This is a genomic window from Helicobacter rappini, from assembly GCF_900198625.1.
Taxonomy (GTDB): Bacteria; Campylobacterota; Campylobacteria; order Campylobacterales; family Helicobacteraceae; genus Helicobacter_A; species Helicobacter_A rappini.
In genome coordinates, this window is the sequence record NZ_FZPK01000054.1 from 1 (window position 1) to 14,525 (window position 14,525).

The 14,525-nt window shown below is 34.2% G+C and carries 12 protein-coding genes; 7 read left to right on the plus strand and 5 right to left on the minus strand.

The features are described 5' to 3' along the window. Window positions 1–17: 17 nt before the first annotated feature. The 4 genes from C6H17_RS12580 to C6H17_RS09885 are packed head-to-tail and all read right to left on the minus strand — an operon-like array spanning window position 18 to window position 1,373. Window positions 18–176 carry a hypothetical protein gene (locus C6H17_RS12580; protein WP_020995682.1) on the minus strand — a complete coding sequence of 53 codons (159 nt, stop codon included), beginning with the start codon at window positions 174–176 and terminating at the stop codon, window positions 18–20. Continuing rightward, window positions 173–511, minus strand: coding sequence for a hypothetical protein (locus C6H17_RS09875; RefSeq protein WP_005218471.1), 339 nt, complete (start codon window positions 509–511; stop codon window positions 173–175). The genes C6H17_RS12580 and C6H17_RS09875 overlap by 4 nt, the downstream gene beginning before the upstream one ends. 11 nt (window positions 512–522) lie before the next feature. After that, entirely contained in the window at window positions 523–981 is a 459-nt protein-coding gene (locus C6H17_RS09880; protein WP_005218469.1) for a hypothetical protein, read from the minus strand. Window positions 982–992: 11 nt separating this feature from the next. After that, window positions 993–1,373: a hypothetical protein gene (locus tag C6H17_RS09885; RefSeq protein ID WP_148374295.1), complete on the minus strand. Its 381-nt coding sequence runs from the start codon at window positions 1,371–1,373 to the stop codon at window positions 993–995. Between the two features lie 212 nt (window positions 1,374–1,585). Between C6H17_RS09885 and C6H17_RS09890 the strand changes: the two genes are divergently transcribed. The 5 genes from C6H17_RS09890 (at window position 1,586) to C6H17_RS09910 (ending at window position 7,641) form a co-directional block, all read left to right on the plus strand. Continuing rightward, window positions 1,586–2,788, plus strand: coding sequence for a M48 family metallopeptidase (locus C6H17_RS09890; protein WP_223808355.1), 1,203 nt, complete (start codon window positions 1,586–1,588; stop codon window positions 2,786–2,788). Next, the gene (gene prmC, locus C6H17_RS09895; protein WP_223808351.1) at window positions 2,775–3,764 is read left to right on the plus strand and encodes a peptide chain release factor N(5)-glutamine methyltransferase; all 990 of its coding nucleotides are present in this window, start codon (window positions 2,775–2,777) and stop codon (window positions 3,762–3,764) included. Before C6H17_RS09890 ends, prmC begins: the two co-directional genes overlap by 14 nt. Then, complete coding sequence (locus C6H17_RS09900; protein ID WP_223808350.1) at window positions 3,721–5,679, plus strand: mechanosensitive ion channel family protein; 1,959 nt, start codon at window positions 3,721–3,723, stop codon at window positions 5,677–5,679. The genes prmC and C6H17_RS09900 overlap by 44 nt, the downstream gene beginning before the upstream one ends. Before the next feature lie 156 nt (window positions 5,680–5,835). Further along, window positions 5,836–6,708, plus strand: coding sequence for an isochorismatase family protein (locus tag C6H17_RS09905; RefSeq protein ID WP_005218460.1), 873 nt, complete (start codon window positions 5,836–5,838; stop codon window positions 6,706–6,708). Between the two features lie 120 nt (window positions 6,709–6,828). Further along, window positions 6,829–7,641: a hypothetical protein gene (locus C6H17_RS09910; protein WP_020995679.1), complete on the plus strand. Its 813-nt coding sequence runs from the start codon at window positions 6,829–6,831 to the stop codon at window positions 7,639–7,641. A gap of 172 nt (window positions 7,642–7,813) precedes the next feature. Here C6H17_RS09910 and C6H17_RS09915 read toward each other — a convergent pair whose 3' ends face one another. Further along, entirely contained in the window at window positions 7,814–12,262 is a 4,449-nt protein-coding gene (locus C6H17_RS09915; protein ID WP_020995678.1) for an AsmA-like C-terminal domain-containing protein, read from the minus strand. Window positions 12,263–12,281: 19 nt separating this feature from the next. Between C6H17_RS09915 and mltG the strand changes: the two genes are divergently transcribed. Both mltG and sucC read left to right on the plus strand, forming a co-directional pair. Then, window positions 12,282–13,184, plus strand: a complete 903-nt coding sequence (gene mltG / locus C6H17_RS09920) for an endolytic transglycosylase MltG (protein ID WP_005218455.1) — start codon at window positions 12,282–12,284, stop codon at window positions 13,182–13,184. A gap of 173 nt (window positions 13,185–13,357) precedes the next feature. Then, window positions 13,358–14,521, plus strand: a complete 1,164-nt coding sequence (gene sucC, locus C6H17_RS09925; RefSeq protein ID WP_005218453.1) for an ADP-forming succinate--CoA ligase subunit beta — start codon at window positions 13,358–13,360, stop codon at window positions 14,519–14,521. The last annotated feature ends 4 nt before the right edge of the window (window positions 14,522–14,525 follow it).

Sequence of the window (14,525 nt, forward strand, 5' to 3'; positions counted from 1 at the left end):
TTGCAAAATACCCATATCTAATTCCTTTTACTCTCAAAAAATGTTGATGTGAAATCAGGTTGTCCTATGTCATTACGCTTAAATTTTTCAATTTTTTGTGGTTTAATTGTGTCTGCTTTCGCAGGATTTGTTTCTTTTATTGTATCTAATGCCATACTTGCATATAGAGTATTCATATTTTGGCATTCATATTTTGCATAACTTCATATTGTGATACTAAAACTTGCAACATCATGCTTTGTGTTCTTAATAGGGCTTCTTGTCTTTCTTTCTCATTCATTGTTCTAATTTTTGTATCGCTTAGTTGTTTTTGAATCTTACTCATCATTTCTTGTGTGTCTTTTCTGTAAAGCATGTTATATTTACTACCATTGCTTGCACTGCCCTTTGTGTAAAGATTGTATGAGTTTAACACTTTATTGATACTTTCATTTTGTGTTTTTGCAATATTTTGTTTTCGTTTATCCTCTACTTCTTTTGCTTTTACAATCTCTTTGCGATAATTATCCATATCTCCATTTTTTAAATATTCTTTTTCATTTGTATTGCATGATTTTCTTTATTTTCCTCATGTTCTTGTTCCTTAGTAGCTGTGGGTTGTATAGTCGTAGTAGTTGCAATATCTTGCGTATTTTCATCATGTTCCTTTATATTAGAATCTTGTGTTTGCTGTATCATATCGTTTATGTCGCTAAACTCTGTTTCAAAGTTTTGCTTTGTTTGTTCTGCTATCTTGTCTGCTTCTAAAACTTCACTTGATATTTCATTGCTCGTGTCATCACAATCATCATAGGTTGTATGATTATCATCAAATTGTGTAAAATCCATGACTTGTTCGTTATCATTGGTGTTATCCTCCTCTATGATAATACCATCTGTGTCATACTCGTGGTCTGCAAAGTTATTATCTGTGTCTATAAAAATCTCTGTGTTTTGTGCTTCATTTTCAATCACATTGCCATTTTCATCGTATGTTGCCATAGTCTATCTCCTTACTTAGATTTGTTTGTGCTAGCTTTATGCTTATTAATAAAATCACTACATACCTTAAAAGATGTCTCTGCTTCTTTTGGTAGTGAAATGCCTTTAGCTTCTGCTATCTTTTTTGCAAACTCTAGTTGTTTTTCTGTGGGTGGATTTTCTTTTTTGTTTTTGTCTATGAAGTCGCTACATGCTTTCATAGATTCTAAAACTTCACTAGGTAAAGGAATGTTGTTTTCCTTAGCAATTTTTTTAGCTAATTCAATTTGTTTTTCTGTGGGTTTAGCTACTTGTCTTTTTTGTGGGATTGCATGGTGCATTCTTGCGTGTAATGGTTTTATGAAATCAAGGTAGGTAGCTTTAGATTCTGTGATTAAACATGAAAATCGCATTGCCATTTCACTTTTTATTTCTTAAGTTGTTTATCTACTCGTCATATCCTGCGCGTGAGCAGTAGGCTTAAGCATAATTTCCCATTTTTTGCAACCAAATACTATAACTTACAGCATAATATTAGCGTGATATTTAAAAATTTATAATACACTAAAGGTTTTTTAGCGTTAAAAGGGATTTTTATTGCAAAAAGGAGATTGCATTGTATCTTGTGATTTTGGCGTATTTGCTATTGTTTGTTACTCCCGCGATAGTTTTAAATATTTTGCAAATGCGTTATATACAAACTTATGCTACAAAGAAGCCAGTTATTCTTAACGCACATGATTATAGCATTGCTGCAAGTTATGCTATCACTCGTTGCGGGGTTGCGTTAATAGAGCATATTTTTAGTTTTATTGCATTAGTTTTTTGGCTATTCTTTGGTATTACCTATCTTACGCAATTTTATAATATGCTGCCTATAAGTGGTTTTGGTGCAAATCTACTTGTGATTCTATCTTTTCTTGGCTTACACGCCCTTATTCATATACCTTTTAGTATCGCTCAAAAGCGTATAGATTCTCATTATGGCTTTAATAAACAAAGTGTAAAGGGTTTTGTGCTTGATGGCATAAAAATGTTTGTAGTGAGTGGGATTTTGCTTGGTATCATTTTTGCCTTGTTGTTATGGATTATGGAATCTCTTAGTTCTTGGTGGATTGTTGGCTTTTGTGTTGTATTTGCATTTCTTGTATTTATACAGCTAGTTTATCCCACGCTTATTGCTCCAATGTTTAATAAATTTTCACCTTTGGATAACGAATCTCTTCGTCAAAGGATTACCACACTTATGGAACATGCAGGATTCCATAGCAGTGGGATTTTTGTCATTGATGCAAGTAGGAGAGATGGTAGGCTGAATGCGTATTTTGGCGGTTTAGGCAGTATGAAGCGAGTGGTGCTATTTGATACGCTGCTAGATAAGATTAGTGAAGATGGATTGATTGCGATTTTGGGACATGAGCTTGGACATTTTAAGCATGGGGATATAACACAAAATATCATAATAAGTGGTTCTATTTTATTTGCTATGTTTGCTATTATGGGTTTATTTTTTGAACCTTTATGTTTGTATTTAGGACTACCTTTTACAGATAGCAGTATTCTTATACTAGCTATATTGCTTTTTCCAGTATTATCATTTTTATTTATGCCGATACAAAGTTATTTTAGCAGAAAGGCAGAATATAGGGCTGATGCTTTTGGTGCGTCTTGTGTAAGTAAAAAGGCGCTTAGTGAAGCTTTAGTGCGTCTTGTAAATGAAAATAAGGCTTTTCCATATTCACATCCAGCATATATATTTTTTTACTATTCTCATCCGCCGCTTTTAGAGCGACTTAAGGCACTTGGGGGATTGCATGATGGAAATTGATTTATTGTTGCGTATTGCGATTGCATTTTTAAAAGATATGAATCTTGAAGAGTTTAAAAAACTTGTGTATGAGACACAATTTTTACTCGCTGATATTAACTCATTTGAGAATGAAAAATTACCAAAAGATTCTCCAAAAGAGAGTAATAGAGTGCGTCAATCACTTGATATAAAAGCACCAGAGTTTCATATCGTAAGTCCGCGTTATGAGGCTGAAATCCTATTAGGACATATCTTAAATATGACTCGTGTAGAGTTGCATACGAACGCAAAAAAAGAGATTACAGACTTTGATAAGCAACGCTATTTTAAAATACTTGCTATGCGTAAAAATGGTGTGCCGCTTGAGTATCTTACAAATAAAGCAAGTTTTTATGATCTAGAACTCTATGTGGATAATAAGGTGCTAATCCCCCGCCATGAGACAGAGCTTTTAGTCGAACATGCCCTAGAGATTATCAAAGCACATAATATTACGCATTTTGTAGAAGTGGGTGTCGGTAGCGGTGCGATTAGTGCAGCGATCCTTACACATGCAAAAGAGACTTGTGCGATCGCTACTGATATTAGCAAGGAAGCATTAAATATTGCCAAGCATAATATACAGAATCTTGGTTTAGAAAATCGCTGTGATTTTGTAGAATCTGACTTGCTTTCTTCGCCTTATCTTATCATGCGAAAACCAATCACACTTTTAGTTGCTAATCCGCCCTATATCGCAAATAGCTATCCACTCAATCAAGAAGTGCTATGTGAGCCGCATATTGCGCTTTTTGGTGGTGAAAAAGGCGATGAGATTCTAAAAAAACTTATCCTCCAAGCAAGAGAGAAGCAAATACAATTTCTTATATGTGAAATGGGCTATGACCAAAAAGAGAGTATGCAAGAGATACTTTTAAATGTGGGTTATAAGCCAACTTTTTATAAAGATTATGCGGGTTTTGATAGAGGCTTTATTGCAAGACTTACGCCCTAATTTTCTAAATCAGGATTCTATAATGAAAAAATTACATTATTATCTCAGTGCATTCTTAATGCTTTGTAGTATTTGTGTGCTTGTCTTTGCAAAAGATATAACAAGTAAAGATACAAATAAGCAAGAAAAACTTAATGCAGAATCTTTGCCCCTGCATTTTGAGAGTTTAGCCCTATTGTTTCAGCATATCACAGATATTTCATGGCAGATTCACGCATTACAAGGAAGCTATGATTTTAAACAAAAAGAGGAATTAATCGCACAAAAAAATCTTTTACTCCAAAACTTTATCGCTAATATTAGGAATACAAAACAAAGCTTAGGCTTTGATATAGATGAAAACAAACAAATGCAAATGAGAATTGACATGCAGCTAAATGATGCTAAAATCCAGCATGATAATGCTTTAATTTTACAAGAAGAAATTGCCAAAAACAATCTTATTGTAGAATCTCATTTAGCTACTCTCTTTAAAAATTTGCGAAAGCAAATTGACTTTTTTTCACAAAAACAAAAAGTGGTAGATATTATACAGCCAACACTCCAAGCATTAAATGCCATGCCAACAACCTTTGATATATCAGCTGAAATCCCTACAAAACAGCAAAAAAATCTCAAACTACAAATAGAAAAATACAGAAACACACTCGCAAGTGCCATTGAGATTGTTTCATATTTAGAATGGCATGCAGATGAGCTTGTGCCACAAAATACGATACTACATGCTTGTATGCGATGGACACTGCAACTTCTCTCAAACTTTATGAGTGTTAATCATGGGAATTTGGTTTTTATTAAGATAGTTTTATCGCTTTTATGTTTTGTTATCCTGTGGGCATATCGCAAACTTATCACAAAGATTGTCGTCTATCTTATGGACCTTGCTATCCATCTTACAAATCAAGATAAAGACTTGCATGCTGCTATTCAAAAAAATCTATTGCAACCTATCTCATTGTTTCTACTTGCATGGAGTTTGCGTGTTTGTATTGGCGTGCTGTATTATCCGCATTTACAGCCAGAAAAGATTGAAGCGTGGTTTAATATCTTGTATATAGTAAATGTTGCATGGTTTATGGTAGCTTTAGTGAAAAGCTATGGCACGGTGCTATTAACAAAGATTCTGCAAAAACGAAATAATGAGTTTAGACGAGAGATTATAAATCTTATATTAAAAGCCTTGTATGCGGTTATTATTATTATCGCATGTTTGCTTATCCTAAAATATTTGGGCTTTAATGTATCTGCAATTATTGCTTCACTTGGTTTAGGGGGATTAGCCGTTGCTCTCGCAGTAAAAGATATACTTGCAAACTTCTTTGCCTCCATTATGCTTTTATTTGATAATTCTTTCTCTCAAGGCGATTGGATTGAGTGCAATGGTGTTGATGGTGTTGTGGTTGAAATAGGACTAAGAAGAACTACCGTTCGCACCGCAGATAATGCCTTGCTTTTTGTCCCAAATGCAGAATTAGCAGGGAAGATTATACGCAATTGGAGTCGCAGAAAAGCTGGCAGAAGAATAAAAATGAGTGTAGGCGTTACCTATGATGCAGATGAAGCAAAGCTAAAAAAATGTGTAGCAAGTATTAGACAAATGCTTTTAGACCACCCAGAAGTAGTAACAACGCCAATCTATAATCAAGAAGAAACACAACTCATGACTCTAAGAAAAGACATTATTTCCCTTGATGATTTCTTAGGCTATAAAAGCGGACTTTTTGTCTGTGTGGAAGCCCTTGCTGATAGTTCAATAAATATTTTAGTAGAATGCTTCACTCAAAGTGTTTCAAAAAAAGATTATTTTGAGGTAAGAGAAGATATAATCTTTAAAATCATGGCAATCGTGCAGGAATGCAACCTTAGTTTTGCTTTTCCTAGTCAAAGCGTCTATGTCGAGACATTGCCAAAGTGAAAATAATACGCGAAATAATCTCAACAAAACAGCAAAATAAATATTGCATAGGTAGCATAAAATTAAATCGCAAAACTTTATAGAATCTAACAGATTCAATAAACTTATAAAATGTTCGATATAAAAGAATCTATTCTCAAATATAGGGGTTTTATTATGCAAAAGACAATAGAGCAAGATAAAATAGACTTTCATCGCAGAGAGAGTATCGCAAGGATTGCAAAGATAGGTGCTTTAGGTGCAAGTGTGTTAGTTGGCACAAAGCTTCATGCTGAAACAATTGATGAAGCACAGGAGCAAACACGCAAACAGAACTATATAAATATTAATCCACTCTATGTAGATAGTGACAAAATGCTACTTCCAAAAACACAGATGAAGCTACAAAAAGATTCCGTTGGGCTTGTGGTTGTGAATCCGCAGATTGATTTTCTTAGCCCAAAAGGTGTGGGCTGGAGCTTATATGGTGCTAGTATTAAAGAAAATAATACTATTGAGAATATCGGTATGCTTTTTAGAGTGGCAAAAGCCCTGCGTTTGCCTACATTTGTGTCCTATGTGGTATGGAATAGTCAAGATTTAAAAACTTTGCCAAAAACACCTATGAAAAACTTTTCTCGTGGGACAAAGCTTGCCTATGGTAATGGCAAAGGTTTGAATGCCAATGATATTGAGCAAAGCGGGGCAGATTTCTTGCCTGAATATAAACCCTTTATACTTGATAATAAAACAATCCTTACAACACCTAGAAAGGATTTTGGATTAAAAGGGAGTGATTTAACCACTCAATTGCGTATCAGTGGGATTAAGCAGGTGATTTTATGCGGTATGGATGCAAATGTGCATCTTGATTCCCATTTGCGTGATTTACTTGCAGAGGGTTTTGAAGTAGGTGTTGTGCGTGATGCTACTGCTGGAGCAAAACTGCCTGAGGGTGATGGTTATTTAGCAGGGCTTATTAACTTCCGCTTTATTGCAAATGAACTTTTCTTTACACCAGATATCGTGCAAAGATTGCAGAATATGTAGATAAAGTCTTATCAAAAAATCCTTATGACGATAGAGAAAATCGTAGGAATACAGAGATAAACTATCATGAATTGACTATTTTTGCTTTATAATGCGACCATTTACAAATAAAGGTTTTTTATGTGGATGACAAGTGAAGTTACAAGAAACTTTCAGAATCAATATGCTATTACAAATAAATTTGCAGACTATAAGGGTAAGACAATTGATATTGAGTTGTTTAATACTGAAGCATTGCAGCAAATTGCACTTATTAGTTTTAAAAATGATAAAAAAGAAGTAACACGACAAGCAGTAATGACACAGCGTTATAACTTTATTGAAAGTGAAATGCTTACCTATATTCCCTATTGTGTAGCTACAAATCCAAAAAGAGTTCTCATCTGTGGCACATTGAATGCAGCGATTGCTAATCATTTTGCACAGCATGATATGAGCGTAGATATGGTGGTAGGTGATATGGAAGCCCTTTATACATTAAGTGGCTTTATCCCTAAGTTTAAGGAAATACAAGAGAATGTAAATATCGCTTTTTATGAGCGATTTATGGATATTAAGCAAGCTGGCTATGATATTATTATCCATGCTTCTAGCCCAAAACTATATGAGTTTGAGGCACTAAAAAAAATGGCAAGTGAAAAGTTTATTTGCGTTTTTGGGCTTGCTAATTGCTATCTAGAACCAAGTTTAGCTCTTGATACATTAGCCTTTGGCATGAATTTTGGACATGTGATGATGCCTTTTATGCTACCTACACTCACCCCTAGTTTCTATGCGTTTTTAAGCAACTACGCACACCCTTTAGCCGATTTACAACTGCAAAAAAGCGATATGCTAGATAATTTACAATGCTATAACGCAAACCTGCATACTAGTGTCTTTAGACTCCCCACCTTTTTACAGCATATCATCGCACCTTATGTGAAAAATTAGATATAGAATCTTGAGTATTTGTGGCGTGGTGGCTATGATATCGCAAGTTTTCTAATTACCTTGCTCTTTATAAGATTGTATTGTGAAATTAGTTTCTAAAAGTATTGTTACGCCTAGTAATAAGCAAAACTTTAGAGTATAGAAGCAACCACTTTATTGTTCTCATGTATCATTAATACAAAATCATCTCTTCTTCATCTTTTGAGCTATTCACTAGCATTTCAACCGGGAAAACGCGTCTTAAAATATTAAATGGTGCTTTGATAATGTCAGCAGCAAGTGTGATATTAACCTTTGGGTCAGAGTATTTACCACTTAGAATAAGGTTTGTGCTGATTTGCCCCTCGCGTCCTAATATCAAATAGCCTATGATTGGAATCTTATTGATGAATTTACTAAGATTTTTAATTGTAGAAATGTTTAGATTCACATTCATTTCTTGCGTATCAATATCGATAATGCCTTGTCCATTTATATCCATAGAGCTACCAAGTAAAAATACATTTTGTAAGCCGACATAATCGCTATTAATCGCAAAAATCACCTTACCATAATTTACCTGATAGCCTTTTGCAGAGATGTGTGGGTCTTTAAACATAAAGAGAGATGGCACTGTATCAATTAGGGCGAAAATATTTTGGACTGATTTAAAATCGATTAATGCGGTATTTTGAAGTTCTATTGAAGCATTTAAGATTCCACCACGATAGATTCCATCAAGGCTAAATGCCCCACCATTTAGCATTTTTTTGCCACCTTTTGCAGAAGCTAGAATAATATTGATAAAATCTCCACTAAAATTTTTTGCCTTTACATATACATTATCTTTAATAAGCGAAGCATTTAAAATACCCTTGCCATATTGTCCATCGACTACGATACGATTATCAATAAAGCGGATATTTACAGAATCAAAAGGTGCAGTATAGCCCAAAAAGCTAAATTGCAAATCCTGCCCAATGATATTAAAATCTGTTGGCTTTATATTCATTTGCTTTCTTAATTTATTCTTAATTGCAATGAATTTTAACTCTTGTAAAATCGCTGCTTCAGAGTAGGGCAGGGCGTCTTTTTGCTTATCTTTAAATAAATCTATGAAGAATGGAATCTTTGATTGCATTGCTTCATCAATGTCAATGCGATAGCCCTTCATGCGTAACATACTAAGAGAATCTTGACTTTTAAAGTCAATATCATCATTTACAAGCACAACGATAGAGTTATCTTGCAAATGCCCTTTTAGATTCAAATCTGTAACGCGTTCATGCTTGATAGTGTATAAAGGGTGTTTTAGCTTTGTGAGATTGAGTGTAAAATCTATACTTTTAAAACTTTCTTGCTTTGTTTTTGGATAAGGTGTAGTTTGCAAGTTGAAATCCCCATGCGTTATGCCATAGTATTGGGCTAATGGGGAGAACTGCAAGATATTCTCAATTTTTGCAATATTTAGTTGTAAGTTTTTACCACTTTCTAAATGCAGACTTAAAGCTGGGACATCAAGGACAATTTTATTATTCGCAAAGGATAGATTCAAATGAATATTTGCATTTTTGATATTTAAGAAGTCTTGGTCTAGCATGAATGAATCTTTTTCTTTTTCTATGGCTTGTTTTGCTAACTCTGTGAGTTCTTTTGTGCTTAGTTGCTTGAAAGGCTGGGTTTTTTTACTGCGGATTTTTAGGTCATTCCATACAGGATTGTTTTTTAAATCTTTCAATACCTTATCATCTTCTTTTGCCCTCTCTCCATCATCTTTTATATTTTGTTTAGGCAGAGATTTAATCACTTCTGGGGAGAGTTCTTTATTTTGTAATTGCTGCTTTCTTGCATCTTCTAGTAATTTATGCGAGTCGCTACTTATGCTATTATTTGGTGTTTGCATGTTTGTTTGCTGTATTGAATACTCATCAAAATATTTTAGAATCTTTTGGGTATTGCTATAAGGCATACTTTCTTCAAGATAGATTCCACTATTTTGTGCGATATGATTTTGTATAGAATCTTTAGGGTCTTCTTGTGGGGTAGGGCGATTTATCTTTTTTTGTTTTTTTATGTCGTATAGATTCTTAGTGTATAGGGCAATTTTAGAATCATTGTTATTTGCCTTAAGATTCTCATTATTTGGGCTGGGTAAATGTATGGTCGGCTTATTTGGTGCTAACCTTAAATCCTGCAAATTATGCGTATTTAATATGGCTTTATGTATATAGGTGTTTGCTTGTATATTTTGCTTATTTATATCAAGCAAGACATTGACATTTGCGTCCATAAGCCTTTGCCATTTTACCCTTTCGCCATTGATATACACAAGCTTTTGTTGTGGTGTAATATCAAGGGCAATGTTAAGATTATTGGCTTGTAGTGGAATATCATATAATTTTAGGCTTGTATTTTGGGCTTGGATAATGCCTTGCAGTGAGAATAATGGGTGCGTTGGAATCTTTTTATTATGTCGTATTGCAATTTGTAGGTGCATACTTGTGGTTTCTTTAGTGCTTGATTTAGTTAGGTTTGGATTATGTAAAAGTTCATTTGTGAGTGTTGTTTGTGGGTTTAACTCTAGAATCTTTTCATAGAGATTCTCATTGGTTGCTATTTGTGTTTGTTTTTCATTTGTATTTGTTTGCGTGGTTTGCTCTGTATTCAGTGTTTGCTTAGTTTGCAATGCTTTTGTTACAGCATCTTCTGTGGTATTTATCACACTATCTAATGTTTTTTTAGTATTTTTTGATTCCGTTTTGGTTTTTGTTTGTTTTGATTTTTTCGTGTTTTGTGTGAGTGAATTTTGCATAATAGGCAGCACTACACCATAATGCGCTAAAAGCTTTGCAAGATTAGAATCAAATCGCACATTTTTTCCATGCAATTCAATAATCACATCGCTATGAGGCATATTTGCTATAAGCACTTCTGATTGAGCTAGATTCATACCTGCAAATGTAGCATTTATTGGCGTAATCTTTAAATCAGTATCCTTAAAAGTTATTACCGCTTGTTCTGCAAGGATTGGCTTTACCCCTTTTGCTAGAGTAACTTCTGGCTTTTCTACAATGATTTCTGCCTGTGTGTTATGTAGTAAAGTATTGCCTATATCATCTAGGTTAATGCGCATAGCTAGATTACTTAAATGCAAATTATCGTATTTAATATTGTTAAATAGCCAGTCTTGCAAGGTTTTCTTTAGCTTTGGATTTTGTATATTATCTATAAATGGTTTTATAATGGCTAGATTATTGAGTGGGCTGCTTTTTGCATTTATATTAATTTCATTGAAATTTGTGTCTCCTGAAAGCATGATTTTTTCATTATCATCATCTTTTATTGTCTCTAGGTTAAAGGATAATTGCTTCTTTGGCACAGAAAAATTAAGATTTCCTTCAAAATGCAGGGGCAGCGTCTTTAACTGAAACTTATTGATGTCTAAAAGTATATTATTGTGATTATTATTGATAGCGAAATCTGCGTCAAATAAAGCACCTTGCACGCGGTAATTTGTATCTGTGTAGTCAATACTCCATTTGTGATTATTTGGTAATACAAGCTCTTTTATATTTAGTCTTTCAAAATAGCTTAGTATATAAAGTGTCCTTTGCGTGTATTGTATTGTGTTTTGCAAAATCTCATTAAAAGGTCTTGTTTCTTGTGTATTATCTTTATTTTCGTTGTTGCTAAGTGTGCTTAAATCAATGGAATCTATTTCTAGTATTAACTTATTTTGTAGTTGTAAAAAAGCATTATGTATAGCTATATTGCCAAACTTTAGATTTTGAAACGAGATTCCATTTGCCAGAATCTTATAGCCTATAATCGTAACGCTAAGAATCACTACAAAAAATATAATAAGTCTTAATAGTGGATTACCTTTTTTCTTTGTTTTCTTCTTGTGCTTTTTAGTATCCTTTTTTTCTATGGTGTCATGCGGAGTGTCATCTAGCGTATATATTGCAGGTTTTGTGCTAGATTCTGTTTGGCTAGGATTTTCTTTTTTACTTGGAATATTGTTTGCAATGTTTAGATTATTGCAATCTTGTGTTTGTATAGAATCTTTGTCGTTAGAGTGTGCTATATTTTCATTACTACTAGGCTGTTTTAATGAAGGTCTTATTTGTTTTAGTGTATGATTGTTACTTGAAAAATCTATATAAGGTGTGTGTATGTGGTTTAAGTGCATTGTATCTTGTGTGTTTAATCTCTGTTGCAAAGCAAGGCTCATTTCTTGCAAGTTTAAATCATTTTCAAGCGATTTATGTGCGTTTAGATTCTCTTCTAGGAACAGAGCTTTTGCTTTGGAATCTAAATCATTAGAATCCAAACTAACAGAATCTAGTATAGTAGAATCCGATATACTAGAATCTAAATCACGAAATTCGAAGTCTTTATACTCTTTATCTAAACGCAATGTGTTTTCACTTGATAGGGAAACATTAGATTCTAAATCTCTTTCTTTAGAATCTAAGCCTATGCTTTCATCATCGCCATTTACCTTATTGACTTGGAGTAGTGGGGCAGTAGCTACACCCCCATCATCGAATACTTTAGAATCTTCTAACTCTAATTCATTTATTTTTTGGCTTGCTTCTAAATTACAAGCTAAGTTTTCATTATTTTCTTTATCTGGCATTATCAATATACTCTTTGAATTGTGTTTAATATTGTTGCTTGGTATATGTTTTTATCTTTCAATCCCCTTGCATTCAGAGAAAATCATTTTTATTCCAAAGGGTTCAACGAAAGGAATTATAACACATTTGCAGACTAAAGGTTATAATGTAAGCTTGATTGATGCGTATTTTTTGCGACTTATTGGCAGACCACAAAGCGGCTGGATAGAATTACCACAAACGACTTTAAGCAAAGGGAAATTTCTAAATGCCCTTGCTACTTCAAAAGCCCCTATGAAAAATGTTACTTTAATACCGGGTGAGACAAACTACTTTTTTTTAAGGCAAATCGCAAAGACTTTTAACTTTAATATCAATGAGTTAGAATCTCTTTATAATAAATATGCCCCTTATAGTGATGGAGTAATACTAGCAAATACCTATAGTCTGCCCTATCATGCCAATCCTGAGTTTATCATGCAAACCTTAATCAATCAATCACTTGAAAAGCATAAAAATCTAGCAAATAAACTTGTAGGCTATTATAATGAAAAGCAATGGTTTCAAATCGTAGCAAAAGCGTCCATCATACAAAAAGAAGCAGCAAATGTTGCTGAAATGCCAATTGTCTCAAGCGTTATAGATAATCGCATTGCAAAAAATATGCCCTTGCAAATGGATGGCTCTCTCAACTATGGCAAATACTCTCATACTCGCATTACACCAGATAGGATACGCAATGATTTAAGTGAGTTTAATACCTACAAATATAGCGGGATACCACATACACCAAGCGGTAGCGTAAGCATTGATGCAATTAAAGCGGCAATAAATCCAGCAAAGACAGATTATCTCTATTTTATGCGTAATAAAAACGGCACACACGACTTTAGCGCAACCTATGGAGAACATCTCAAAAATATAAAAAAGGTAAAAAATTAACACTTTGAGTAAATTTTGTGAATTTTTATCACATTTTAACTTTTTTTAAGTGAATTTGTAAGAAAATTTGCTAACCAAAGCGAAACGCAACAAGCCTAGCACTACACAAAACACTTTGATGTGCTATCCTGTGTTTCACTTTGTAATTCCTTCGTGAAAAATAGGAGCATAACATGAATATACATGAGTATCAAGGAAAACAGGTTTTAAGAAAATATGGTGTAGCAACACCACGCGGTAGAGTGGCTAATAATGGCTATGAAGCAAAGGCTATTGCGAACGAGCTAGGCGGTAGCGTATGGGTTGTGAAAGCACAAATACACGCAGGCGGACGCGGTAAGGCAGGTGGTGTAAAACTTGCAAAAAGTTTAGATGAAGTGGCAACGCTTACAGATTCTATGCTTGGTATGACTTTGGTAACACACCAAACAGGACCATCAGGTAAAAAAGTAGGTCGTGTGTATATTGAAGAGGGCTTAGATATTAAGAAAGAATTTTATATTGCCGTTGTGCTTGATAGAGGGCTTGAAATGCCGATTTTCATTGCTTCCACAGAAGGTGGCATGGAGATTGAAGAGGTTGCAGAGAGAAGTCCAGAAAAGATTATTAAAGTAGCAGTTGATCCTACCATAGGTTTTAGATCATTCCATGCACTTGAATTGGCACTTGGTTTAGGACTCACAAAAGAGCAGCAAAAGCCATTTAGTAAGTTTGCAAAAGCACTTTATGAAGTATTTATTAATGAAGATGCAGAACAAGTGGAAATTAACCCCATGATTCTTACGGGTGATGGTAGCTTTTTAGCGCTTGATGCAAAACTTGGATTTGATAATAACGCATTGTATCGACATAGTGATATTGTGGCTATGCGAGATTTCACAGAAGAAGAGCCTAGTGAAATCGAAGCAAGTGAAAGCAATCTTAGCTATGTAAAACTAGAGGGCAATGTAGGCTGTATGGTAAATGGAGCTGGACTTGCAATGGCTACTATGGATATTATTAAATATGAGGGTGGACAACCTGCAAACTTCCTTGATGTAGGCGGCGGTGCAAATCCTACAACGGTTGCAAAAGGCTTTGAGATTATCTTAAAAGACAAGAATGTAAAAGCTATTTTTGTGAATATTTTTGGTGGTATCGTGCAATGTGATAGAGTTGCAAATGGAATCATTGAGGCTACAAAGCTTACAAGTGTGGAAGTGCCTGTTGTTGTGCGACTTGATGGCACAAATGCAGAAAAGGCAAAAGAGATTCTAAAAGGTGCTGGTATTAAGAATCTAATCGCAGCAGAGAACTTGAAAGATGGCGCACAAAAAGTAGTTGCAGCAGCAAAGTAAGCAC

Excerpts from the sequence above, each read along its gene's own strand:
- C6H17_RS12580 (WP_020995682.1), bottom strand. The coding sequence starts at position 176 with ATGAATACTCTATATGCAAGTATGGCATTAGATACAATAAAAGAAACA.
- C6H17_RS09875 (WP_005218471.1), bottom strand. The coding sequence starts at position 511 with ATGGATAATTATCGCAAAGAGATTGTAAAAGCAAAAGAAGTAGAGGAT.
- C6H17_RS09880 (WP_005218469.1), bottom strand. The coding sequence starts at position 981 with ATGGCAACATACGATGAAAATGGCAATGTGATTGAAAATGAAGCACAA.
- C6H17_RS09885 (WP_148374295.1), bottom strand. The coding sequence starts at position 1,373 with ATGCGATTTTCATGTTTAATCACAGAATCTAAAGCTACCTACCTTGAT.
- prmC (WP_223808351.1), top strand. The coding sequence starts at position 2,775 with ATGATGGAAATTGATTTATTGTTGCGTATTGCGATTGCATTTTTAAAA.
- C6H17_RS09900 (WP_223808350.1), top strand. The coding sequence starts at position 3,721 with ATGCGGGTTTTGATAGAGGCTTTATTGCAAGACTTACGCCCTAATTTT.
- C6H17_RS09905 (WP_005218460.1), top strand. The coding sequence starts at position 5,836 with ATGCAAAAGACAATAGAGCAAGATAAAATAGACTTTCATCGCAGAGAG.
- C6H17_RS09910 (WP_020995679.1), top strand. The coding sequence starts at position 6,829 with ATGTGGATGACAAGTGAAGTTACAAGAAACTTTCAGAATCAATATGCT.
- C6H17_RS09915 (WP_020995678.1), bottom strand. The coding sequence starts at position 12,262 with ATGCCAGATAAAGAAAATAATGAAAACTTAGCTTGTAATTTAGAAGCA.
- sucC (WP_005218453.1), top strand. The coding sequence starts at position 13,358 with ATGAATATACATGAGTATCAAGGAAAACAGGTTTTAAGAAAATATGGT.